This is a genomic window from Candidatus Pseudomonas phytovorans (assembly GCA_029202525.1).
In the GTDB taxonomy this organism is placed as follows: Bacteria; Pseudomonadota; Gammaproteobacteria; order Pseudomonadales; family Pseudomonadaceae; genus Aquipseudomonas; species Aquipseudomonas phytovorans.
Genome location: CP119325.1, coordinates 2,748,584 through 2,769,558, shown reverse-complemented (window position 1 = coordinate 2,769,558; position 20,975 = coordinate 2,748,584). Strand labels below are relative to the sequence as shown.

Genomic DNA, 20,975 nt, shown 5'->3' with positions numbered 1-20,975 from the left:
AATAGCTATCTATTTCCTAACCACTGAATCAATTAACTGCCGCGATATGGCGGCCAAGGAACGACCGTGCCTGTAGAAAAAACTGCTCTCGATTCCATCGATCTGGACGCTCTGCATGTCGCCGCCAAAGCTGCCGCCGAGGATGTGATCCGCTCCCACGGCTGGAAGGGAATGGTCGAAGATGCCGACCTGCTGGGAACCGATGAGCGTTACCTGGTCCTGCCCGACCCGGCCGTAGCTCTGGCCCTGATCGAAGAAGTACGACACTTGCGCCAAACGCTGCAGCAGCCCCGCGTGCCGGACGGCTTCGCTTTGGTGCCGCAAAGCATGCTGCTCAGCAAGGATGTCATCGGCGTCATCAACTTCCACTGCGGCGACACCGACCAGGAAGAAGGTGGCCAGTTCGGGCAGTACACCGATGGCCGGCTGTGGGTCGGCTACGTGCTGGACGATGATGGGAACAAAGTCCACGGGCTGCACATCGCGACCGATGAATACCCGGAGGAAGGAAGTACGACGCTGGTTGAGTTTCCGGAGGCCGGCGCTCAGCAGGAAGCCAAGAAATGCGGCGCCTGTGGTGGCTGCACCAACGGCTGCCAGCTGGACAACGACAGCCCGGTGGTTCAGCCATGACCCGCCTCGCCCTCTGCCTCCTGCTGCTGGCCACCGGCGCCAGCGCAGACCCACGCGAAACCCGGCCACTGCCTTACAGCGCCAAGGTCTATCACGACGATCAGCGCGCCGTGACCTGCTGGCAGTTCTCGAATGGGCTGAGCTGCATCCCGGACAGCCAGCTGCAGGCCGGCAACCAGCGCCAGCTCTCCCCGCACGAACAGCAGGGCAACGGACCTACACCCGCACTGGCGCCTGGGCGCTGGATTGATGAGAGGTATCAGCTGTGAGATTTCTGACCACCGAGGAAAAGAAGGACCTTTACGGCAAGGGCATCTGGACCGGAAAGCCTGGCTGGGATGAGCACGCTTGGCCGCAGGTTGTGCAGTCCGCCGATGGCCACTGGTATGGAGTGAAGGCCGGCTGGAAGATGAACATTCACCAGGACTTCAAGGAGGGCGACACCTTCTCTCTGCTGTCGAGCGACTGCGATTGGCTTGCCCGGGGGCCAACTGGTGACTGGCGAAACTCGCTCGAGGGTCGCCCACTGGACGTTCAGGCCAAGGTAAAGACATCGGTCGATTTCCTGCAGGCCGCCATCGACGTGCAGGCCGAGCGCGGCAAGCAGTACGACTCACCGGGCGGCGAGCGCCGCATGGGCCGCACTGTCCAGGCATTCAACGCCATAACCGGCCGCGACCTCACCGAGGCCGAAGGGTGGTTGCTGCTCCAGGTGCTGAAGGATGTGCGGCAGTGGCAGAATCCGGACAAGTTCCACGAGGACAGCGCGCTGGATGGCGTCGCGTATTCGTCTCTGAAGGCTGAAGCCCTGGCTGCCGGGGGTGCTGCATGATCCTGCCCCTGATGTACATGGCCTACCTGATCTACAGGGGGCCGCGATGAGCAAGCCGCACGCACGAACCAGCACCGGCGCAAAGGTCACTATCACCATCGAGATGACGAATCTCGGATCGTGGGGCCCCGACTGCACCCTGGACCAGGTCTACCGCCAAGCACGCGAAGCGGCGGTTGGGCGACTGAATAAGGTCCTCAAGGATCACGTCGCCACCACCCGCATCATGGGCTCGGTGATCGTCGAGGCCATCACCACCGACCTCCAAAAGCGTTAACCCCTCCCTCTACAACTCAAGCCCGCCGCCATGCGCGGGCATGGAGAGCTTTTTCCATGATCATCGACGACGTGATGACCGACAAAATCACGCTCCACGGCCTCGGCTTCGTCCAGGTTCAGTTGCAGGGCGATCAGCGCCTGCATGTTTGGCACCCCGAGCTGCCTCGCCGCGCCTGCTTCGAGCACTCGGCGATCCACGATCACCGCTTCAACTTCATCTCCCGGGTGCTGGTCGGCACGCAGATCAATCACTGCTACTGGCTGATGCATAACCCCGAAGGCGAATTCGTGCTGTACCTCCACGAAGGCAAGCGCACCGCCAACGGCGGCCGGCCCTGGACGCCAGACGGGCGCGCCGACCTGGTGCACGAAACCACCTTCAAGATCGAGGCCGGGAACGACTACAACACCCAGGCCTATGCGTACCACCGCACAGAGCCAGGCGGTGACGGCCGCGTGGCCACCATCATGCAGAAGCGCGGCGAGTACCCGGCCGGCGCTCATTCCACCTGCCGCCACGGCATCCAGCCAGACACGGACTTCGACCGCTACCAGTGGCCCGCCGCCCGACTCTGGGAAGTCGTGCGCGAAGTCCTGCTGGCCTGACCACCAACCTGCCGCCACGGGCGGCGTGGAGACCATCCCATGGAAACCGAGATCCTTTCGGACGAAGAGCTGGTGGCGATCACCGGCTACAAACCCCGGGCGTGGCAGCGCCGCTGGCTGACAGATAAAGGCTGGCACTTCGTAGAGAGTCGCGGCGGCCGTCCTCTTGTGGGCCGCCAGTACGCCCGCCAGAAGCTCAGCGGGGTAGTGATTGATACCGTGCCGGTCGCTGCGGCCCCTCCACCAGCACCCGCCTGGACCCCTGATTTTTCCCGAGTGAAGTAAAATGCGCCCAAGGAAGACCGAGAATCGCGACCTGCCACCAGGCATGTATCGACGTAAAAGAGCAAAAGCGAATGGCAAGGTGTGGGAGGCCCTGTACTACCGGGACAAGTCAGGAAAAGACATCTTCCTCGGTAATGACCTGGTGAAGGCCAAGCTGAAGTGGGCGGAACTCGAAGCAAAATCAGTTCCGAAGGAACTGACCATGATGAAGGGTATCTTCGACGAATACCTGCTGAAGATCATCCCAGGCAAAGCCGCCAGAACGCAGAAGGACAACATCTACGAGCTCAAGCAGCTGCGTACGGTGTTCGATTCGGCGCCGATCGACGCCATCACGCCCGCCATGATTGCTCAGTACCGCGACTCGCGATCGGCGAAGACGAGGGCGAACAGGGAGATCGCCCTTCTCTCCCACGTTTTTAACACGGCGAGGGAATGGGGACTGACCACCCGGGACAACCCGTGCCTGGGTGTGAGGAAGAACAAGGAGAAACCGCGCGACTTCTACGCCAACGAAGCGGTGTGGCAGGCGGTGTATGAGGAGGCTCCACCGGAGCTGAAGGACGCGATGGACCTGGCGTACCTGACAGGCCAACGGCCGTCGGACGTTCTGTCCATGCGGAAGGACGATATGGAAGGGATCTACCTGATGGTCAGCCAGGGCAAGACCGGCAAGCGACTGAGGATCATCTTGGAAGCGAATGGCGTGAAGAACAGCCTGGGCCTACTGCTCGATCGGATCATGCGATACACCAGCCAGCACCTTTCGCCGTTCTTCATCGTCAACGAGCACGGCAAGCGCATGAGCTGGCCAATGTTGCGAAACCGGTGGGCCGATGCTCGCGAGGCTGCGAGGGTGAAAGCTGAGCTGGAGAAGAAGCCGGACCTGGCCAATCGAATCGCCCAATTCCAGTTCCGAGATATTCGTCCGAAGGCCGCTTCGGAGATCACCGATCTGAGCGAGGCAAGCGTGCTTCTTGGTCACTCGAAAGAGGGTATCACCGAGCGCGTTTACCGGCGCGTCGGGGCCATTGCCAAGCCCTCCAAATGAGGAAGTTTTGGGACTGCCTGCAAATAGTTTTGGGACTTCGGTATTTTCTATCGCCCAAAGAAAAACCCCGCAGACGTTAATCTGCGGGGCTTTCGAATGATGGAGGCCGAGGTCGGAATCGAACCGGCGTAGACGGATTTGCAATCCGGAGCATAACCACTTTGCTACTCGGCCTCAAAGGTCGGATCTAGCTGCTTGCGCTTTGCTATCTCCTTGAAACGCTGAACCTTTTTCAAAGTTTGCTGCGTTTCGATGGGCGCCATTATGTCTTCATTCGTTTAACCTTGCAACCCCCTGAACGAAAAAAAATTCCAACGGGCTCAAGGTGTTAGCGCAGGCGGCTGAGTTTACTCCACAAGCCCACCACCGTGTTCTCCACCGTGCCGCTGGCGGCCATGCCGATTCGCTCTTGCAGGCTCTTGCGTTCGGCATAGTGCAGGTGGAACAGGTTGGCGTTGCGCGCGCGTTCGCTGAGGTATTCGTCGCTGGTCTGCAGTTCGTCCACCAGTTGGTGGTTGAGTGCGGCAACGCCCAGCCAGACTTCGCCAGTGGCCACTTCGTCCATGTGCAGCTGCGGGCGATAGCGGGCGACAAAATCCTTGAACAGCTGGTGGGTGATGTCCAGGTCTTCCTGGAACTTCTCCCGGCCCTTGTCGGTGTTCTCGCCAAACACGGTCAGGGTGCGCTTGTACTCGCCGGCAGTCAGCACTTCGAAGTCGATATCGTGCTTCTTCAACAGGCGGTTGACGTTGGGCAGCTGTGCCACCACGCCGATCGAACCCAGTACGGCGAATGGCGCACTGATGATCTTCTCGCCGATGCAGGCCATCATGTAACCACCGCTGGCGGCCACTTTGTCGATGCACACGGTCAGCGGGATACCCGCCTGGCGAATGCGCGCCAGTTGCGACGCCGCCAGGCCGTAGCTGTGCACCAGGCCGCCACCGCTTTCCAGGCGCAGCACCACTTCGTCACGCGGGGTGGCGAGGGTCAGTAGCGCAGTGATTTCGTTACGCAGGCTTTCGGTGGCAGACGCTTTGATATCGCCATCGAAGTCCAGCACGAAGACCCGGCCCTTTTCCTCGGCCTTGCCTTTCTTCTGCTGTTTTTGGGCCTTGGCCTGCTGCTTGCGCAAGGCCTTGAGCTGGGCCTTGTCGAACAGGCCGGACTCCAGGCGTTCGCGCAGGTCCTTGTAGAACTCGTTCAGGCGGGTGACTTGCAGCTGCCCACCCGGTTTGCGGCGCCCTTTGCTGCGCAACCCGGCGATGGCCGACAGCACCACGAGGATGGCGATGACCAGGGTGGCGGTTTTGGCGAGAAAGCTTGCGTATTCGGCAAGAAACTCCACGTTGACTCCTTAAATACCTGCGCCAAAGCGGCGCGTAACTGATGCAAGCATACCGCTGCGCCTTGGGTGCTGCCAGCCGGTGTAAACGCTGGCAACACCTTTCAAACAACCTTTTCAAACGCTTGTATGTTTTTTCGTTGACAGCCCGTGTGCTGCATCCTAACCTCGCAGCAACCTCCAAACAGGCCGGAACCTTTCGTGGGCAACCTCTACCTGATCCGACATGGCCAAGCCTCCTTCGGCGCCGAGGACTACGACGTCCTTTCGCCCGTGGGCGTACGCCAGAGCCAGGCCTTGGGTGAGCATCTGGCCCAGTTGGGTTTGCGGCTGGACCGCTGCGTGGCAGGTGACCTGCGCCGCCAGCAGGATACCGCGCGCCTGGCCCTGGAGGCTTTGCATGCCAGTGGTTGCCCGGTACCGGCTGTTGAGACCGACGCGGCGTTCAATGAGTTCGATGCCGATGGGGTGATACGCGCGCTGCTGCCCGGTTTGCTGCCAGAAGAGCCCGATGCCCTGCATATCCTGCGCAATGCTACGCAACACCGCAGCGAGTTCCAGCGCCTGTTCGCATTGATGGTGCAACGCTGGCACGCAGGCGAGCATGCAGACGACGGGCTGGAAAGCTGGCAGGCTTTCACCCGCCGTGTGCAAGGTGGCCTGCAGCGCGTGCTCGATGCCGCCGGCAGCGGCGACAATGTCGCCATCTTCACCTCGGGCGGCACCATTGCCGCCCTGCTCCACCTGGTTACCCGTATTACCCCCAGCCAGGCGTTCGCGCTGAACTGGCAAATCATCAACACGTCGCTCAGCCAACTGAAGTTTCGCGGCCGCGACGTGGCACTGGCCTCCTTCAACAGCCAGGCCCATGTGCAGCTGTTGAGGGTACCGGAGCTTGTCACCTATCGATGAGCCCGGTTTGTTGTGTCCCTGCGGGGACGTGTAAATAACTCTATAAGGAATGCGCCATGACCTCCGTAGCTGATGCCGTCAAAAAGATGCAAGAGAAGTTCAACCCATCCGCTGCCGCCGGCCTGGACCTGGTGTTCGGCTTCAACATCACCGACGAAGGCAAGCAATACGCGCTGATCGTCAAAGACGGCACCTGCGAACTGCAGGAAGGCGAAAACCCGGACGCCAACTGCACCCTGGTGATGGACAGCGAAACCCTGAAGGGCATCGTGAGTGGTGAAACCGACGGCATGCAGGCCTTCATGGGCGGCAAGCTGCGCGTTGAAGGCGACATGATGCTGTCGATGAAACTCAGCGAGCTGTTCCCGTCCTGAGGGCTGGGTACACCGGATGATCGAAAAACCGAAGCCTTGGCGGCTTCGGTTTTTTTTTGCCCTGCATTCGGTGCAGTGATCTACCAGCAACACCCTCACCTATAGGGTACCTGGCACGCTTGTTCCAGCGCCGGCAGGCCATTAGATTAGCCAATAGTCCTTGAGATCGAGAATAAGGAAAACGCATGACGCTCACCGACCAGTCCACCCAGGTACGCCCCGGCGAAGAACTCGACGCGGCCGTCATCGACCCTTACCTCAAGGCCAGTATTCCCGGGCTGGACGGCCTGCCGAGCATCAGCCAGTTCCCTGGGGGTGCCTCCAACCTCACCTACCTGGTCAGCTACCCGGGCCGGGACTTTGTGCTGCGCCGCCCGCCATTCGGGCACAAGGCCAAGTCGGCCCACGACATGGGCCGCGAGTTCCGCATCCTCAACCAGTTGAACAGCGGATTTCCCTTCTGCCCCAAAGCGTATGTGCACTGCACCGACAGCAGCCTGATCGGCGGCGAGTTCTACGTCATGGAACGGGTCAAGGGCATCATCCTGCGCTCGGACATCCCTGCCGAGCTGAACCTTGACGACGGCCGCACCGAGGCCCTGTGCAAAAGCTTTATCGACCGCCTGGTCGAGTTGCACCAGGTGGACTACAACGCCTGCGGCCTGGCCGACCTGGGCAAGCCGGAAGGCTACGTGCAGCGCCAGATCGAGGGCTGGACCAGCCGCTACGAAAAAGCCCTGACCCCGGACGCCCCGCGCTGGGAAAAGGTAACCGCCTGGTTGCACGATAAAATGCCCGCCGACCACCCGAAGCCCGCCATCGTGCACAACGATTACCGCTTCGACAACGTGATCCTCGACGCAGACAACCCCATGCGCATCATCGGTGTGCTTGACTGGGAAATGGCCACCCTGGGCGACCCGTTGATGGACCTGGGCAACAGCCTGGCCTACTGGATCGAGGCCGACGACCCGGCGCCGGTGCAACTGATGCGCCGCCAACCGAGCAACGCGCCGGGCATGCTCACCCGCCGCCAGTTCGTGGATTACTACGCCGAACGCGCGGGCATCCAGCTGGACAACTTCGATTACTACTACTGCTATGGCCTGTTCCGCCTGGCCGGCATCGTCCAGCAGATCTACTTCCGCTACTACCACGGCCAGACCCAGGACAAGCGTTTCGCCCAGTTCATCCACATGAACCGCTTGCTGGAGCAGATGACCTTGCAGGTCATTGCCAAGTCCAGCCTCTAACGCCCACGACGACGGATAACAAGGAAAACAGCATGTCCAAGACCCACCTGTTCGACCTCGACGGCAAGATTGCCTTCGTTTCCGGCGCCAGCCGTGGCATCGGCGAGGCCATCGCCCACCTGCTGGCCCAGCAAGGTGCGCATGTGATCGTTTCCAGCCGCAAGCTTGACGGTTGCCAGCAGGTGGCCGAGGCGATCATCGCGGCGGGTGGCAAGGCGACGGCGGTGGCCTGCCACATCGGTGAGCTGGAGCAGATCCAGCAGGTGTTTGCCGGTATCCGCGAACAATTCGGGCGCCTGGACATCCTGGTCAACAACGCCGCCACCAACCCGCAGTTCTGCAACGTGCTGGACACCGACCCGAATGCCTTCCAGAAAACCGTGGACGTGAACATCCGCGGTTACTTCTTCATGTCGGTGGAAGCCGGCAAGCTGATGCGCGAACAAGGTAGCGGTAGCATCATCAACGTGGCATCCATCAATGGCGTGTCCCCCGGCCACTTCCAGGGGATCTATTCGGTGACCAAGGCGGCAGTCATCAACATGACCAAAGTCTTCGCCAAGGAGTGCGCCCAATTCGGCATTCGCTGCAACGCCTTGCTACCGGGCCTGACCGACACCAAATTTGCCTCTGCACTGGTGAAGAACGACGCCATCCTCAACGCTGCCTTGCAGCAGATCCCGCTAAAGCGCGTAGCCGATCCCAAGGAAATGGCCGGCGCGGTGCTGTACTTGGCCAGCGATGCCTCCAGCTACACCACCGGCACGGCACTCAACGTCGACGGCGGCTACCTGTCGTGATCAGGCTTTGACCGCTACCAAGGTGTAGCTCAGGGGCAGGCGTGCAGGCTGCTCGCGCAAGCGATACTCACCGTCGCCGCCCTTGACCATCTGACCCGGCAGCGCCTCCCAGGGGATGCTCTGGTGCTCGACCAGGGCCGTCAGCTGCAGCCCATGGGCCAGCAAGGCCGTAACGACTTCACCCAGGCTGTGGTTCCATTCGTGGGTTTCGGTGTGGGCAAGGCGCTGGTCGGTCTCGACGTAGGTCTGGTCGTTGTGCCACACCGTCGGCGCTTCGTGCTCGAAATACGAGTATTCGAGCTGCAGGCGGTCCTGGTGGTCTTCATTGACAGCCATCAGCATCGGGTGCCCATCGCGCAGGAACAGCCGGCCGCCCGGCTTCAGAAGCGCTGCGACCGCACGTGCCCACGGCTCGATGCGGGGCAACCAGCAGAGTGCGCCGATACCGGTGTAGACCAGGTCGAACGTGCCTGCCGGCAGTACCTTGTCGGCGGCATGGACATCGGACTCGACATACTCGATGGGCGTCGCGCAACGCTCGGCCAGTGCCCGCGCCTCAGCCAGCGAAGCCGCGGAGTAATCCAGGCCGCAGACATGGGCGCCAAGGCGCGCCAGCGAGAGGGTGTCGGTGCCGATGTGGCACTGCAGGTGCACGGTGTTCAGCCCGGTGATATCGCCGAGCAAAGGCAGGTCGAAGCGGACGGTTTCAGAAAGGTGCCCGGGGCGTTGGACCAGAATCTCGACTTCGTAGTCCTTCGAGGCAGCGTGCAGCGGGGCGCGTTCGTCCCAACTGCTGCGGTTGAGTTGCAGTGAACGGTCCATGGTGTCTTCCTTGAGTGGTAACGGCTCATGCTAGCCGCCACCTGCCCAGCTACGACACCACTGCCTTGCTAAAAATTGTAAAGGCCGCTGCCGCAGGGTCAACTGCAGCCGTTACAAACAGGTCGCCGCCGCTGCCCGGCGCTGCAGCGCCACGCCATCATTCTTCTGCGCGTAGTAATCGACCCGCGCCCCGCCTGCCTGTGGGTATACATCCACAAACGCCTCGGCCTCACGGGTGTACACCGTAAACCCGCCCTGCTTGCGCGGCTCAAGGTAGCCGCTGGCATCGTCGCCAAACACCTTCTCTTCCTGCCAGCTGAACTGGATGCACTGCGCCACCAGCTCCGGCGCCTTGTGCGAATCAAGCTGCGCAGTGGGCTTGCCGCCGCGGGCCGTCTCCATGGTCGCAGAAGCACAACCGACCAGCATCAGCGCTGCGGCCATCGGCAGAATCGCACGCATGTTCCATCCTCAGGATTTTGAAAAAGAACGCGACTCTAGCACCAGCAGGTATCGCGAGTGAATTGTCGCGCACAAGTCGCTGTCGCAGTTAAGGCATGAGTCACAAGGAGACCGTCATGAAACTGCACTATCTGCTATTCGCCGCCATGTCCTGCCTCCCTCTGGCTGCAACCGCAGCCCCTTCGTCAGAAGAAAGCGTCACTGCGCCGGAAACGCACAACCGTGAGCTCAAGGTCGGCGACAAGGCGCCGGATCAGTACAAACGCGACGACGCGGCAATCCAGAACTGGAAAGCGAAGGGCCTGCCCGCCCCGGAAAAGGAAAGCCATTGGGTACGCATGGGCGATCACTACGTGCTGGTGCAGATCACCAATGGTGTGGTGCTGGCGATCCAGCCGGCGTCATGACTCAAACTGCCTGGACCAATGCCGCCATGTGCACCGTGTTGCGCCCGGCGGCCTTGGCCTGGTAAAGCGCAGCATCCGCCTGGGCCAGCAGGTTGGCGGTGCTGTCTTTGGGGCCCGGCACGCCACACCACAGGCCGACGCTGAAGCGCAGTTCTATCTGGTCACCGGCAAAACGCGCCGGGCTGCGCGCAATGGCCTCGCGCAGGCCTTGCAGCGCAGCCATCGCCCCGCTGCGGTCATTGCCCGGCAGTAACAGTAAAAACTCCTCTCCGCCATAACGGCCCAGACTGTCACCCTGGCGTAGGCGCTGCTGCAACTGGCGCACGCAATGGCACAACACCTCGTCACCGGCCAGGTGCCCATACAGGTCGTTGATACGCTTGAAATGGTCGATGTCGATCATTGCCACGGCCAGGCTGGCCTGCTGCTGGCGAGCACGGTCCAGCTCCACGGCAAACCGTTCGAGGATCGCCCTGCGGTTGAATGTGCCGGTCAGCACATCGTGCAGGGCCAGGTGCTGCAAGCGGGACTCACTGCGCTCCTTGGCCATCAGCACCAGCCCGATCGAGTACATCATGACCGTGGCCGTACCGATTGCCACGGAAATACTCTGCTTGAGGTTGCTGGTGTCATAACGCATTTCCACTGCGGTGCCATTCGCCACCGCCACCACCCGCATACCCAGGCCGACCAGGCTGATCAACGCACCGATTTGCAACAGCAAGTGGGCCCTGCCCGGCCGCTCGGCATGGCGCCAGGCCCAGTAAAGAATCATCGAGCACTGAAGCATCAATACCAGCGTCGCCAGCAGCATGCGCGGCTCCAGCGTATCGAGCAGCAGCATCAGCCCTACCAGCATGCAGGCGGGAATGACGAAAATGACACGCCAAGGCACCACCTGCTCACGCACCCGGAACAGGCTGGCGGTGTAGAACGCCAAGGCCAGCGACAGCAAACTGTTGCCCAGACCATAACTGACCCACAGCGGGGCCTGGGCGTAGACGGTGTAGCAGACATAAGCCAAGGCATGCACCAGCAGCCCGCAACCCGTGAGCAGCAGGTTGTCACGGCGATTGCTGCGCCCGACCAGCAACAGGCAGAAGGCCAGAATGGTAGCGACCAACGCAACGGCGGCGAACAACGTGGGGGTATGGGCGATCATCGTGATTCACCGTGTGGCAGATTGCCGTCTTGGCTGCGGCTTACCCCACAGTTTAGAGGGACATTGCGCACTCGACCATGACCGAATGGGACAGAACAACAGCCTGCAAGCACGCCGCTCACCACAGGCGCGACAAATTTTTGCCCGCCCGGGAAACCAAATGGATCATTCCCAGTCTCAGCAAGTGTCCCGTAAACCATTGCGGATCAAGGACCTATACCGTGAGAACGCGCTTTGCAAACCTTTCGCTGATTGCTGCAGTCCTGCTGACCGCAGGCTGCCACAGCCATCGCTACCATGACGACGACGATGGTTGGCGCGACCGCGACCGTGGCCATCGCCACCACGATCGGCATGACCGTGATGACGATGACAATCGTCAGTACCGCGGTGACCGCGAATACCGCTGAAGCGTCTTTGCACCCCTGACCTGCCGCCCATTATGCGGCAACTTAACCTGATGATTCCTTTGAGGTTCGTATCATGCGTCTGACTCTGCCTTCCCTTGCCTTTGGCCTGCTGCTGTGCCAGGGCGCTTTCGCCGGTGACGGTACTGCCGCCATTGGCGGTGGCCTGGGTGGTGTTCTGGGTAACGTTGTCGGCCAGCAACTCGGCGGCAAGACCGGCGCGGCCATCGGTGCCGGCGTAGGCGGCGCAGCCGGCAGTGCGGTAGGCGCACGCAAGGGCAACCGTACCGAAGCCGCCATCGGCGGTGGCCTGGGTTCGGCTGGCGGCTCGCTGCTGGGCGGCGCGGTGGGCGGCAAGACCGGCTCCACTGTGGGTGCCGGCCTGGGCGGCGCTGCCGGTGGCGCCATCGGCAACCACTTGGGCGACAACAACGGCAGCAGCAAGAAGCACCGCCGCCACCGTCACTGATCCGGTAACCCAAGGGGCCGCATTGCGGCCCCTTTTGATTTGCAAACCCTGCAGCACATCAACACCCCCTTCATCACAAGCTGGCACACTGACTGCTACTGTCTATCGTGCCCCCGTGTGAAGGAACACCCCCTCCCCATGAACCAAGAGCTGCTCTGGGTCATCGGCCTGCTGGCCATCGTCGTCGTTCTGTTCATCATCAATCGCCCACGCATGGACGTGGTCGCGCTGTTGGTGATTCTGGCCCTGCCGCTACTCGGCATCCTTAGCGTGGAGCAGGCCCTGGCCGGCTTCAGCGACCCCAACGTGGTCCTGATCGCCGCCTTGTTCGTGATCGGCGAAGGCCTGGTGCGTACCGGTATTGCCTACCGCATCGGCGAATGGATGAGCGAGCGGGCCGGCAATAGCGAGACACGCCTGCTGGTGCTGTTGATGGTGGCCGTAGCCGGGCTGGGCTCGATCATGAGCTCCACTGGCGTGGTGGCCATTTTCATTCCGGTGGTGCTGAGCATTGCCGCGCGCCTGAAGCTTTCGCCCAGCCGCCTGATGATGCCACTGGCGTTCGCCGGCCTGATCAGCGGCATGCTCAGCCTGGTGGCCACACCGCCCAACGTGGTGGTGCACAGCGAGTTGGTGCGCAACGGCGAGGCGGGGTTCAGCTTCTTCAGCTTCACCCCGTTCGGCCTGGTGGTACTGGTGCTTGGCATCGGCTACATGCTGCTGACGCGGCACTGGCTCAACGGCGAAGTCCGCAAGGACGGCCGCGTGGAAACCCGCCGCACACTGCTTGACCTGGTGCTGGACTACAAGCTCAACGGCCGTGAGCGGCGCTTGCGCATCCGCCCTCAGTCGCCGCTGATCGGCCACACCCTCGGTGAGCTGGAGCTGCGCACCCGGCACGGCGCCAACGTGATCGGCATCGAGCGCCAGCACAAGTTCACCACGCGGGTGATCGCCGCCGACTCCAACACCGTGCTGCACCAGGGCGACGTGCTGCTACTCGACCTGTTCGCCAACCGGGACGACCTGCGCAGCCTGTGCCAGACCATGCAACTGGAGCCGCTGCACTTCAAGGCAGCCTACTTCATTGACCAGTCCCAGGAACTGGGCATGGCCGAGGTGTCGCTGCCGCCAGGCTCGCAGCTGATCGGCAAGAGCATTCTCGAAATGGCGTTCCGAACCCGCTATGGCCTCAACGTGGTCGGCCTGCGCCGCGAGCAGGCGGCGATCGAAGCGCAACTGGTGGAAGAAAACCTGCGCCTTGGCGATACCTTGCTGGTGGTCGGCCCGTGGAAGGCCGTGCGCCAGCTGCAAAGCCAGCCCCGAGACTTTCTGGTATTGAGCCTGCCCGCCGAGATCGACCAGGTCGCGCCAGCCCGCACCCGCGCGCCCCAGGCGTTGCTTAGCCTGGCGGTGATGGTCGGGCTGATGGTCAGCGGTGCCGTACCCAATGTGATGGCGGCGCTGATCGGTTGCCTGCTGATGGGCGCCGGCCGCTGCATCGACATGAACAGCGCCTATCGGGCCATTCATTGGCAAAGCCTGGTGCTGATCGTCGGTATGCTGCCGTTCGCCCAGGCCCTGCAGAAAACCGGTGGTATCGACCTGGCGGTGGGCGGGCTGGTCAGCGTGCTGGGCGGGGCCGGCCCCAGTGCCATTCTCGCCTGCCTGTTCGCCGTCACGGCGGTGATTGGCCTGTTCATTTCCAATACGGCTACTGCGGTGCTGATGGCGCCGGTGGCTGTCAGTACCGCAGCACAATTGGGTATGTCACCCTACCCGTTTGCCATGACCGTCGCACTGGCCGCGTCGGCGGCGTTCATGACGCCAGTGTCATCGCCGGTCAACACACTGGTGCTGGGCCCGGGGCAATACCGCTTCGCAGACTTCGTCAAAATTGGCGTGCCGTTTACCTTGCTGGTGATGGTAGTCACTGTCGTGATGGTGCCGTGGTTCTTCGGGTTGTAGGAAAAAGCGGCAGAGAGTAGAAGCAATTTGACATTATCTCGACCGATCGCGGCAGATTGACATCAACTGGCCTGACGAAACACACTGCGGGTTATTGCCCCAGGTGCTTCAAGGCGTTTTCCTGGATTTCGTCTCCGCTTGCCGGTCGAGTTCATGGTTTTTCCAGCCCAATCGCGCTTGTTGCCTTACGTCGTTCTGCTTTGCCTGACCTTTGCCCTCACCTTGGCCGGCATCCTGGCACGCCCAATCGAATCGCTGTCGCTGTTCTGGCCGGTGAATGCTGTGCTGGCCGGGGTGCTTCTGCGTTACCCGCGCCAGGCCACGCTTACCGGCTTCAGCCTGGTCTGGTTGGCTATGGTCGGCGCCGACCTGTTGTGCGGCAGCGCCTGGGTGCCGGCCCTGTGGTTCAACCTGTGTAACCTGGGGGTGGTGGTTACCCTCTGGCAATTGCTGTCGCGCTTGCCGCGCCTGCACCGGCGCATGCGTACCCCGCACGGCGTACTCAGTGTATTCGGCGCCTGTGCCGTCGGTGCCATGGTGGCGGCCAGCATGGCTGCAGCCATGGCCGCACCGTGGTTCGAGCAATCCTTGCGTGCCACTTGGCTGGCCTGGTTCAGCGAACAGTTTTCGACCAGCGTGCTGGTGCTGCCGGTGCTGCTTACAGCCCCCTCAGCTCGGGCCTTGGTGCGTGGTGGAGCCCAGGCCATCCGCCTGGCGCCACTGTTGGTGCTGCTGGCCTCGCTGGCGTTCAGCATCGCCTTTGGCGGCCCGGGTGCCATTGCCTTCCCGATTGCCGCCTTGTTGTGGTGCGCCTGGACCTACTCGCCGTTCATGGTGGCGCTGCTGACACTCACCGCCGGCAGTACCTTGATTGTGGCGGTGGCGCAAAACCTCATGCACTTCAGCGTGCCGCAAAGCGAGCCCGGTGTGACCACGCTGATGTCGGCACGCCTGGGCATTGCCATGCTGGTGCTCGGCCCGCTGGTGGTGGCCTGCGTCAGCCAGGCCAACCGCAGCCTGATGGCTCGCCTGGCGCATCAGGCCACCATCGACCACCTGACCGGCGTGCTCACCCGCAGCGCCTTCACCCGCCGCGCCAACGCGCTGCTGGACAGCCGCCAACAGCATGCCCAGGCGCTGCCGCTGACCCTGATGATGCTGGACATCGACCACTTCAAGTCGATCAACGATGCCCACGGCCACGGGGTCGGTGACCAGGTGCTGCGCCAGTTCGCCAGCACCCTGCAAGACCAGTTGCACAACGATGAACTACTCGCCCGCCTGGGCGGCGAGGAATTCGTCGTCATCCTCCCGGGCCTTGCGCCAGAACGTGCCAAGTTCACCGCCGAGCGCCTGCGCCGCGCCGTACAAGACCTGCACGTGACGCAGGGCGACCAGCACCTGCAAATTACCGTGAGTATTGGGGTTGCCGGCTGCGACGCCAATATCCCGGCCCCGGGCCTTGACGCGTTGCTGGCAAGTGCCGACCAAGCGCTGTACCGGGCCAAGGCCCAGGGCCGCAACCGCGTCGAGCAGGCCGAAGCACAGCGCCAGGTGATCTGAGTCAGCCGGCCAGCAGGTCCCACGACAGCTTGGCGATCAGCACGCACAGCAGTATCAGGAACAGCCCGCGCACAAAGCCTGCGCCCTTGCGTACCGCCAGCCAGGTGCCGGTAAGCGCCCCGAGCACGTTGCACGCGGCCATGGGCAAAGCGATCGCGTACAGCACGTTGCCCGAGGGCACGAAGAACACCAGCGCCGCCAGATTGGTGGCAATGTTCACCACCTTGGCCGAGGCCGAGGCGTGCAGGAAATCCAGGGCGAAGAAGCGGATGAACAGGAAGATCAGGAAGCTGCCGGTGCCCGGGCCAAACAGGCCATCGTAAAAGCCGATTGCGCCACCAATCAGCACCGCCAGGCATTGCTCCTTGCGGCCGATCCGCGCAGGTTTGTGCAGGGTGCCGAAGTCTTTCTTGCAGAAGGTGTAGATGGCCATCAGCACGATCATCACCAGCACTGCCGGGCGCATCACACTGGGCGGCACCAGTGACACCGTGGCAGCGCCAGCGAACGACATGACGAAGGCGCTGAGCGCCGCCGGCACGATCAGCCCCCAGTCCAGCGTCACCTTGCGAATGAACGAGCGCGCCGCGAAGGCCGTGCCACACACCGATGCCAGCTTGTTGGTGCCGAGCAAAGCCGCTGGTTGCGCGGTGGGCAGCACGTTGAACAAGGCCGGGATCTGGATTAGCCCGCCGCCCCCCACTGCGGCGTCGATCAACCCAGCAGCAAAGGCAAACACAGAAAGCACAGCAATATCCATCATGACGCGGTTCCAGGCAGTGAATACCCTGCAAGGCTAATCAAAGTGCCGCGCTTGTGGTGAAATGCCATATTGCGAAAACTGCAACAAGGAGCAGGCAATGGCATTGGACATGCTGCGGGAAATCCAGGCGTTCGTCAGCGTGGCGCACAAGCGCAGCTTCGTCGCCGCTGCACGCGCGCTGGGGCGTTCGCCTAGTGCGGTAACCCGCGCGGTACAAACCCTGGAGGACAACGCCGGCAGCAAGCTGCTCAACCGCAACGCCAACGCAGTAACCCTTACCGAAGCCGGTGAGCGCCTGCTGCCCCATGCCGAACGCTTGCTTGATGTGCAACGTGATGCGGCCGACGAGTTGGCCGCACTAAGCGGCAGCGCCCAAGGCTGGATACGCTTTGCCGTGCCGCAACTGCTGGGTGAGCATGTGCTGCCACAGGTGCTCGCCGAGTTCTCCCGCTGCCACCCCAAGGTGACCCTGGACGTGCAGTACAGCGACGAACCCCTCGACCCGCTGCAGGGTAAATTCGATTTCGTAGTGCGTGGCGCTTTCCCGCAATCAAGCGAGCTGATCGGCTACCCGCTGTGGGCCTACCAGCGCCACCTGTATGCCAGCCCGGCTTACCTGGCCTGGGCCGGCACGCCACAGCAACCTGAAGACCTCGATGGGCATGCGCTGATCCTGCACACCGCTCCGCGCATTCTTAAAGCCTGGCATTTTTGCCGCGACGACCAGATCACCAGCCTGCGCCCCAGGCCCAGGCTGCGCCTGGACTCGGGTGACGCGGTGTACCACGGCACCCTGGCAGGCGCAGGCATCGCCCGCCTGGCGGCCTGGGTTGGCGAACCGCAGGTCAAGGCAGGGCGGCTGGTGCGGGTATGCCCGCACTACCGCCTGACTTCCAGCAGCGGCCAGGACCCGCAAATGCATGCCGTGTACCCTGCTGGCGAGCTGCCGGCGCGAGTCCGCGACTTGCTGGCGGCATTGCGCCGTGCCGGCCTCAGCTGATGAAACAGCCCCCTGAAATGGCTGTTCAATTTCTGCTCAATCTAACAGAGCCCGCAACCGGCCTGGCTTGCAGCACTTTATCCACAGACCTACCCACGTTTTTTGTGGACAGATTTCCCAACGCAAAGAATGACTTATCGCACAACCAGCAAGGCCGTATTGGCCAGCTTGACCAGCTCGATCCACTCCGACGTACTGATCACGCCAGCCTGCTCCAGCACCAAGGCATCGCGCAATGCCTGGTCATAAACCTGCTCATCAAGTATGCCTTCGGCAAGAAAACGGCTACGCCACTCCAGCATGGCTGAAGTGCCTTTCTTGTATTCCATTGATGTATCGACTCCAAGGCAAAAGGACCGGCCCGAATGAGCGGCGGCGGGAGACTACACGAGGCTTTTGCACTTGAGAATGACTTGCACCTACCGCTGGTCCAGCAGTGCAAGAGGGGAAATACTGGCCATATGGTCAGGGATTGGGCCCGTCAGTTGAAATAGACGGGCCGCGTAGGAAAAACACAGTTGAAGTCAGCTTGGCGGAATCGTGCCAAGAATACCAATCAGAATGGTCAGCAGCAGAAAACCACCCAGGAACAGCGCCAGCTTGCCCATTGGAACCTCTACAGTTGTGATGCGGGAATGGGCATATTGTCGGGCCTGGGCTGATACGGTTACAGATGCAGGTTTGTGGAAAAAAAGCGGATCAGATCAGCGTTTTCGAATTTTCAGCAACTTTTTCCAGCTACTCACGCTGTGCTAGTGTCAATCGCTCGAACCTGCCAAGGAATGCCGCCCCGCCATGACTGCCTTCGCCGCGAACGCCACCTTGCTGCTGATCGACCTTCAGGCCGGTATCCACCACCCGCGCCTAGGTCGACGCAATAACCCCGAAGCCGAACTGCGCATGGGCGAGCTGCTGGCTGTGTGGCGCAAGGAACGGCGCCCGGTGGTTCATGTGCGGCATTTGTCCCGCTCGGTGGACTCCGTGTTCTGGCCGGGGCAGTCCGGTTGCGAGTTCCAACCCGCGTTCACCCCGCTGGCAAGCGAAGCAGTATTCGACAAACATGTGCCCGATGCCTTCACCGATTCGGGCCTGGAGCGCTGGCTGCATGCGCGCGGCATCACCGAACTGGTGATCGCCGGGGTGTTACCAACAATTCCGTGGAATCCAGCGCACGCTCGGCGGGCAACCTCGGCTTCGAGGTAGTGGTCGTGGAAGACGCTTGTTTCACCTTTGACCAGCGCGACCTGCAAGGGCGCCTATGGCCCGCAGAGGACGTGCACGCGCTGTCGTTGAGCAACCTGGCAATGGATTACGCGCGCATCCTGCGCACGCAGCAAGTGCTCGCGGGCTGCGTACCTCAGGCCAGTTGCTGAAGTTTTTCCGCCGGTAACCAGCCTAGCCCGCCCTCGTAGCGCGGGCCGATTACCAACACCCTTGGCAGAGCGGATGGGCCGCAGGTATTCGCTGCGGTGGGGTTCAATGACAACGTAATGCATGGGCCTCTCCCTGGCCGGAAAACCTTCGATCGTAGCAGAGGTGGGCAAACCCGCCGCCGCGCTGTGTTTATATCGATATGTGTATAAATTGAGGTCTGCGGGGCGGCAATTGCTACATAAGGTTTCGAACAGCACGGCAGGCCTTGGGTGGGACCGCGTGGAGGGCCGGCATTGCCGAAAACCGATTGTGGCCCGCTATCACGCGGGGTTGAGCTTGATTTGAATGACACGATTTGAAATGCGGGATGTAGGATCTTTTACCGCACGATGTCGGAATCATCGAACCGAAAGGATTTTCCTGTATGAAACATCAGTTTCTACAGGAAATTCGAGCTGCTACGGTCCGCTTTTCCTACAACGGCACGGAAGCCCACAGCGTGAGAAAAGCATGGACCCGTACAATGCCTCGGCCCTGCAACTGCAGAAAAATTTGCTCAACCTGCGCCTTGAGCGTGATCGCCTGAATAGTGAGGGCAAAGACAAGGAGGCTGACCAGCTTGCCGGGCTGATCGAGCGGTTGGAAACAGCCATTGGGCAGTTGCCGGAAAGCATGAAGCCCGTGACCTTGCAGTGACGATCACGGCCTGCACGGGGCTACGCTGTCGTGCTGAAGCCCATCACTGACTGGCACCGGGCTTTATCCGCGTCCCCCGATAAAGCCGATGCCAGGCACCACGTTATTTCGTCCCGCTCAGGCTGCCTGTATCTGTAACCCCAGCAACTGCCGCGCTTGCTTCAGGTCATCCTGCAGGCTGTGGTTCCACAGCCAGTCGAACCGCTCTGCCAGCACCTTGCCCAACTGTTGGGCGTCATCCCGCACAGCCGGATCACGAAACTCATAAAGGTCACCCGCCTCCCGCGATGTGCACTGCACCCGGCATGCACGCGGGCGCCGTACAGCGTCATACGCCTGCAGTAGCGCTTGCGGGCTGCGTTGCAGCACTTGCGGGTCCGCCAACAGCCGCGCCAGCAGCCAGGCGTCCTCCAACCCCTGCCCGGCCCCCGCGCCCTGGTGCGGCAGCATGGCGTGGGCAGCGTCACCCATCAGCCCTACCCGGCCATGGGCATACCCCGGCAACTCGGCAAGGTCATGCAGCGCCCACAACGATGGCGTTGCGATACACGCCAGCAGTACCTGCGCCGCTTCCCCCCACCCATCAAACGCCTTGAGCATTTCGGCCTGCGTTGCCTGCCGCACCCAAGGCGCATCGGTTGGCCATACCGGGTTCGGCCGGGTACGATCCGACACAAACGCCACCACGTTGATCAGCCGCCCTTGTTTGACCGGGAAGGTCAGAATATGCCCGTCGAGCCCCAGGTACATCTGCGGCACATCTATCAGATGCTCGCCGAGGCCACGTGCCCAATAAGCCTCGCGCAACCGCTCGCTATCGATCAGCCCACGGTAGGCGCACGTGCCACTGAACCGCGGCGCAACCCGGGGCACGCCCAGCCCATCAAGCACATGGTCGCGGATGGTCGACTTGATGCCGTCGGCACCAATCAACAAGTCGCAGTGGTGTTCCGTACCATCGGTAAAGCACACCTGCACGCGGTCCCCCACTTGATCGACCCGCTGAGCACGCTTGCCGAACTTTGCGATGCCCGCCGGCAACTGGCTGGCGAGCGCATCGAGGAAGTCGGCCCGATGCACAGATGACTGCCCCACCCCTTGCGCCACACTGCTGCCCAGGTACTGCGCATCGCGCCCGTCACGCCACTCGAACCACACATCCTGCCAAGGTGCGGGCGTACTGTCGGCAATCCTGGCGTAGGGCTCGGCCATGCCCAGGCCGGCAATGGCCCGCACGGCATTGGCCCCAAAAGACACGCCTGCACCCACTTCACCCAATGCGGCGGCCGATTCGAACAGTTGAACCTTCAGGTGCGCATGCCGGCAAAGGTCGAGTGCAAGTGCAACACCTGCAATCCCACCACCAATAATCGAAACTTCAAGCGCTGTCGTTTTGTGCATTGCAAGGTACCTCGGGGCTGATTGTTATTGGAATACGCCAATCATTACGGCTGGCCAGCCATTGATAAATACTGCCAAACCCATAAACGGCATCACCGCCCTGAATATCGC

Annotated in this window: 25 protein-coding genes, 1 tRNA gene and 1 pseudogene; 19 read left to right on the top strand and 8 right to left on the bottom strand. The window is 61.9% G+C overall.

Features of this window, described 5'->3' with window-relative positions; all coding sequences use genetic code 11:
• The first annotated feature begins 66 nt into the window (after positions 1–66).
• Genes P0Y58_12225 through P0Y58_12195 form a run of 7 tightly spaced genes read left to right on the top strand, consistent with a single transcriptional unit; the run spans position 67 to position 3,686 of the window.
• Complete coding sequence (locus P0Y58_12225; GenBank protein ID WEK32917.1) at positions 67–633, top strand: hypothetical protein; 567 nt, start codon at positions 67–69, stop codon at positions 631–633.
• A complete protein-coding gene (locus P0Y58_12220) occupies positions 630–902 on the top strand; it encodes a hypothetical protein (GenBank protein WEK32916.1) in 273 nt (90 codons plus the stop codon). Before P0Y58_12225 ends, P0Y58_12220 begins: the two co-directional genes overlap by 4 nt.
• A complete protein-coding gene (locus tag P0Y58_12215) occupies positions 899–1,465 on the top strand; it encodes a hypothetical protein (GenBank protein WEK32915.1) in 567 nt (188 codons plus the stop codon). The genes P0Y58_12220 and P0Y58_12215 overlap by 4 nt, the downstream gene beginning before the upstream one ends.
• A 46-nt stretch (positions 1,466–1,511) precedes the next feature.
• Positions 1,512–1,742 carry a hypothetical protein gene (locus P0Y58_12210; GenBank protein ID WEK32914.1) on the top strand — a complete coding sequence of 77 codons (231 nt, stop codon included), beginning with the start codon at positions 1,512–1,514 and terminating at the stop codon, positions 1,740–1,742.
• A gap of 56 nt (positions 1,743–1,798) precedes the next feature.
• Positions 1,799–2,350, top strand: a complete 552-nt coding sequence (locus tag P0Y58_12205; GenBank protein ID WEK32913.1) for a hypothetical protein — start codon at positions 1,799–1,801, stop codon at positions 2,348–2,350.
• Between the two features lie 39 nt (positions 2,351–2,389).
• Positions 2,390–2,635 carry a DUF4224 domain-containing protein gene (locus P0Y58_12200; protein ID WEK32912.1) on the top strand — a complete coding sequence of 82 codons (246 nt, stop codon included), beginning with the start codon at positions 2,390–2,392 and terminating at the stop codon, positions 2,633–2,635.
• A 1-nt stretch (position 2,636) separates the two neighbouring features.
• Positions 2,637–3,686: a tyrosine-type recombinase/integrase gene (locus P0Y58_12195; protein ID WEK32911.1), complete on the top strand. Its 1,050-nt coding sequence runs from the start codon at positions 2,637–2,639 to the stop codon at positions 3,684–3,686.
• A gap of 100 nt (positions 3,687–3,786) precedes the next feature.
• Here the strand turns inward: P0Y58_12195 and P0Y58_12190 are convergent.
• Positions 3,787–3,860 (bottom strand) — tRNA-Cys (locus P0Y58_12190).
• 154 nt (positions 3,861–4,014) lie between these two features.
• Positions 4,015–5,034 carry a protease SohB gene (sohB, locus tag P0Y58_12185; GenBank protein ID WEK32910.1) on the bottom strand — a complete coding sequence of 340 codons (1,020 nt, stop codon included), beginning with the start codon at positions 5,032–5,034 and terminating at the stop codon, positions 4,015–4,017.
• A 198-nt stretch (positions 5,035–5,232) separates the two neighbouring features.
• On the opposite strand from sohB, the gene P0Y58_12180 reads away from it, so the two are divergent.
• The 4 genes from P0Y58_12180 (at position 5,233) to P0Y58_12165 (ending at position 8,370) form a co-directional block, all read left to right on the top strand.
• Positions 5,233–5,943, top strand: coding sequence for a histidine phosphatase family protein (locus P0Y58_12180; protein ID WEK32909.1), 711 nt, complete (start codon positions 5,233–5,235; stop codon positions 5,941–5,943).
• Positions 5,944–5,999: 56 nt separating this feature from the next.
• The gene (locus P0Y58_12175; protein ID WEK32908.1) at positions 6,000–6,317 is read left to right on the top strand and encodes an SCP2 sterol-binding domain-containing protein; all 318 of its coding nucleotides are present in this window, start codon (positions 6,000–6,002) and stop codon (positions 6,315–6,317) included.
• A 185-nt stretch (positions 6,318–6,502) separates the two neighbouring features.
• Positions 6,503–7,570, top strand: a complete 1,068-nt coding sequence (locus tag P0Y58_12170) for a phosphotransferase family protein (GenBank protein ID WEK32907.1) — start codon at positions 6,503–6,505, stop codon at positions 7,568–7,570.
• 32 nt (positions 7,571–7,602) lie between these two features.
• Entirely contained in the window at positions 7,603–8,370 is a 768-nt protein-coding gene (locus tag P0Y58_12165; protein ID WEK32906.1) for an SDR family oxidoreductase, read from the top strand.
• On the opposite strand, the gene P0Y58_12160 is transcribed toward P0Y58_12165, so the two are convergent.
• Both P0Y58_12160 and P0Y58_12155 read right to left on the bottom strand, forming a co-directional pair.
• A complete protein-coding gene (locus P0Y58_12160; GenBank protein WEK32905.1) occupies positions 8,371–9,192 on the bottom strand; it encodes a class I SAM-dependent methyltransferase in 822 nt (273 codons plus the stop codon).
• Positions 9,193–9,303: 111 nt separating this feature from the next.
• Positions 9,304–9,654, bottom strand: coding sequence for a hypothetical protein (locus P0Y58_12155; GenBank protein ID WEK32904.1), 351 nt, complete (start codon positions 9,652–9,654; stop codon positions 9,304–9,306).
• Positions 9,655–9,770: 116 nt separating this feature from the next.
• On the opposite strand from P0Y58_12155, the gene P0Y58_12150 reads away from it, so the two are divergent.
• Positions 9,771–10,061 (top strand): RcnB family protein, encoded by a 291-nt coding sequence (locus P0Y58_12150; protein ID WEK32903.1) that lies wholly within the window; start codon positions 9,771–9,773, stop codon positions 10,059–10,061.
• Position 10,062: 1 nt separating this feature from the next.
• Here the strand turns inward: P0Y58_12150 and P0Y58_12145 are convergent, their stop codons facing one another.
• Entirely contained in the window at positions 10,063–11,223 is a 1,161-nt protein-coding gene (locus P0Y58_12145) for a GGDEF domain-containing protein (GenBank protein WEK32902.1), read from the bottom strand.
• Between the two features lie 221 nt (positions 11,224–11,444).
• Between P0Y58_12145 and P0Y58_12140 the strand changes: the two genes are divergently transcribed.
• The 4 genes from P0Y58_12140 to P0Y58_12125 all read left to right on the top strand — a co-directional run bounded on the left by P0Y58_12140 (position 11,445) and on the right by P0Y58_12125 (position 15,630).
• Complete coding sequence (locus P0Y58_12140) at positions 11,445–11,633, top strand: hypothetical protein (GenBank protein WEK32901.1); 189 nt, start codon at positions 11,445–11,447, stop codon at positions 11,631–11,633.
• A gap of 73 nt (positions 11,634–11,706) precedes the next feature.
• On the top strand, positions 11,707–12,099 hold the full coding sequence (locus P0Y58_12135; protein ID WEK32900.1) for a bacteriocin: 393 nt from the start codon (positions 11,707–11,709) through the stop codon (positions 12,097–12,099).
• A 138-nt stretch (positions 12,100–12,237) separates the two neighbouring features.
• Complete coding sequence (locus P0Y58_12130) at positions 12,238–14,067, top strand: SLC13 family permease (GenBank protein WEK32899.1); 1,830 nt, start codon at positions 12,238–12,240, stop codon at positions 14,065–14,067.
• 138 nt (positions 14,068–14,205) lie between these two features.
• Positions 14,206–15,630 carry a diguanylate cyclase gene (locus P0Y58_12125; GenBank protein ID WEK32898.1) on the top strand — a complete coding sequence of 475 codons (1,425 nt, stop codon included), beginning with the start codon at positions 14,206–14,208 and terminating at the stop codon, positions 15,628–15,630.
• A 1-nt stretch (position 15,631) separates the two neighbouring features.
• Here the strand turns inward: P0Y58_12125 and P0Y58_12120 are convergent, their stop codons facing one another.
• On the bottom strand, positions 15,632–16,393 hold the full coding sequence (locus P0Y58_12120) for a TSUP family transporter (protein ID WEK32897.1): 762 nt from the start codon (positions 16,391–16,393) through the stop codon (positions 15,632–15,634).
• 97 nt (positions 16,394–16,490) lie between these two features.
• Between P0Y58_12120 and P0Y58_12115 the strand changes: the two genes are divergently transcribed.
• Positions 16,491–17,393: a LysR substrate-binding domain-containing protein gene (locus P0Y58_12115; protein ID WEK32896.1), complete on the top strand. Its 903-nt coding sequence runs from the start codon at positions 16,491–16,493 to the stop codon at positions 17,391–17,393.
• A 134-nt stretch (positions 17,394–17,527) separates the two neighbouring features.
• On the opposite strand, the gene P0Y58_12110 is transcribed toward P0Y58_12115, so the two are convergent.
• A complete protein-coding gene (locus P0Y58_12110; GenBank protein ID WEK32895.1) occupies positions 17,528–17,722 on the bottom strand; it encodes a hypothetical protein in 195 nt (64 codons plus the stop codon).
• A gap of 466 nt (positions 17,723–18,188) precedes the next feature.
• Here P0Y58_12110 and P0Y58_12105 point away from each other — a divergent pair.
• Together P0Y58_12105 and P0Y58_12100 are read left to right on the top strand one after the other, a co-directional pair.
• Positions 18,189–18,766 (top strand): annotated as a pseudogene (locus P0Y58_12105) (cysteine hydrolase family protein).
• Between the two features lie 511 nt (positions 18,767–19,277).
• The gene (locus tag P0Y58_12100) at positions 19,278–19,463 is read left to right on the top strand and encodes a hypothetical protein (protein ID WEK32894.1); all 186 of its coding nucleotides are present in this window, start codon (positions 19,278–19,280) and stop codon (positions 19,461–19,463) included.
• 117 nt (positions 19,464–19,580) lie between these two features.
• Here P0Y58_12100 and salA read toward each other — a convergent pair whose 3' ends face one another.
• A complete protein-coding gene (salA, locus tag P0Y58_12095; GenBank protein WEK32893.1) occupies positions 19,581–20,864 on the bottom strand; it encodes a salicylate 1-monooxygenase in 1,284 nt (427 codons plus the stop codon).
• Positions 20,865–20,975: the final 111 nt, after the last annotated feature.

Coding starts and splice junctions, on each gene's coding strand:
- P0Y58_12220 (WEK32916.1), top strand. CDS start 630: ATGACCCGCCTCGCCCTCTGCCTCCTGCTGCTGGCCACCGGCGCCAGC.
- P0Y58_12210 (WEK32914.1), top strand. CDS start 1,512: ATGAGCAAGCCGCACGCACGAACCAGCACCGGCGCAAAGGTCACTATC.
- P0Y58_12205 (WEK32913.1), top strand. CDS start 1,799: ATGATCATCGACGACGTGATGACCGACAAAATCACGCTCCACGGCCTC.
- P0Y58_12200 (WEK32912.1), top strand. CDS start 2,390: ATGGAAACCGAGATCCTTTCGGACGAAGAGCTGGTGGCGATCACCGGC.
- P0Y58_12195 (WEK32911.1), top strand. CDS start 2,637: ATGCGCCCAAGGAAGACCGAGAATCGCGACCTGCCACCAGGCATGTAT.
- P0Y58_12175 (WEK32908.1), top strand. CDS start 6,000: ATGACCTCCGTAGCTGATGCCGTCAAAAAGATGCAAGAGAAGTTCAAC.
- P0Y58_12170 (WEK32907.1), top strand. CDS start 6,503: ATGACGCTCACCGACCAGTCCACCCAGGTACGCCCCGGCGAAGAACTC.
- P0Y58_12165 (WEK32906.1), top strand. CDS start 7,603: ATGTCCAAGACCCACCTGTTCGACCTCGACGGCAAGATTGCCTTCGTT.
- P0Y58_12160 (WEK32905.1), bottom strand. CDS start 9,192: ATGGACCGTTCACTGCAACTCAACCGCAGCAGTTGGGACGAACGCGCC.
- P0Y58_12155 (WEK32904.1), bottom strand. CDS start 9,654: ATGCGTGCGATTCTGCCGATGGCCGCAGCGCTGATGCTGGTCGGTTGT.
- P0Y58_12150 (WEK32903.1), top strand. CDS start 9,771: ATGAAACTGCACTATCTGCTATTCGCCGCCATGTCCTGCCTCCCTCTG.
- P0Y58_12145 (WEK32902.1), bottom strand. CDS start 11,223: ATGATCGCCCATACCCCCACGTTGTTCGCCGCCGTTGCGTTGGTCGCT.
- P0Y58_12135 (WEK32900.1), top strand. CDS start 11,707: ATGCGTCTGACTCTGCCTTCCCTTGCCTTTGGCCTGCTGCTGTGCCAG.
- P0Y58_12130 (WEK32899.1), top strand. CDS start 12,238: ATGAACCAAGAGCTGCTCTGGGTCATCGGCCTGCTGGCCATCGTCGTC.
- P0Y58_12120 (WEK32897.1), bottom strand. CDS start 16,393: ATGATGGATATTGCTGTGCTTTCTGTGTTTGCCTTTGCTGCTGGGTTG.
- P0Y58_12115 (WEK32896.1), top strand. CDS start 16,491: ATGGCATTGGACATGCTGCGGGAAATCCAGGCGTTCGTCAGCGTGGCG.
- P0Y58_12110 (WEK32895.1), bottom strand. CDS start 17,722: ATGGAATACAAGAAAGGCACTTCAGCCATGCTGGAGTGGCGTAGCCGT.
- P0Y58_12100 (WEK32894.1), top strand. CDS start 19,278: ATGGACCCGTACAATGCCTCGGCCCTGCAACTGCAGAAAAATTTGCTC.
- salA (WEK32893.1), bottom strand. CDS start 20,864: ATGCACAAAACGACAGCGCTTGAAGTTTCGATTATTGGTGGTGGGATT.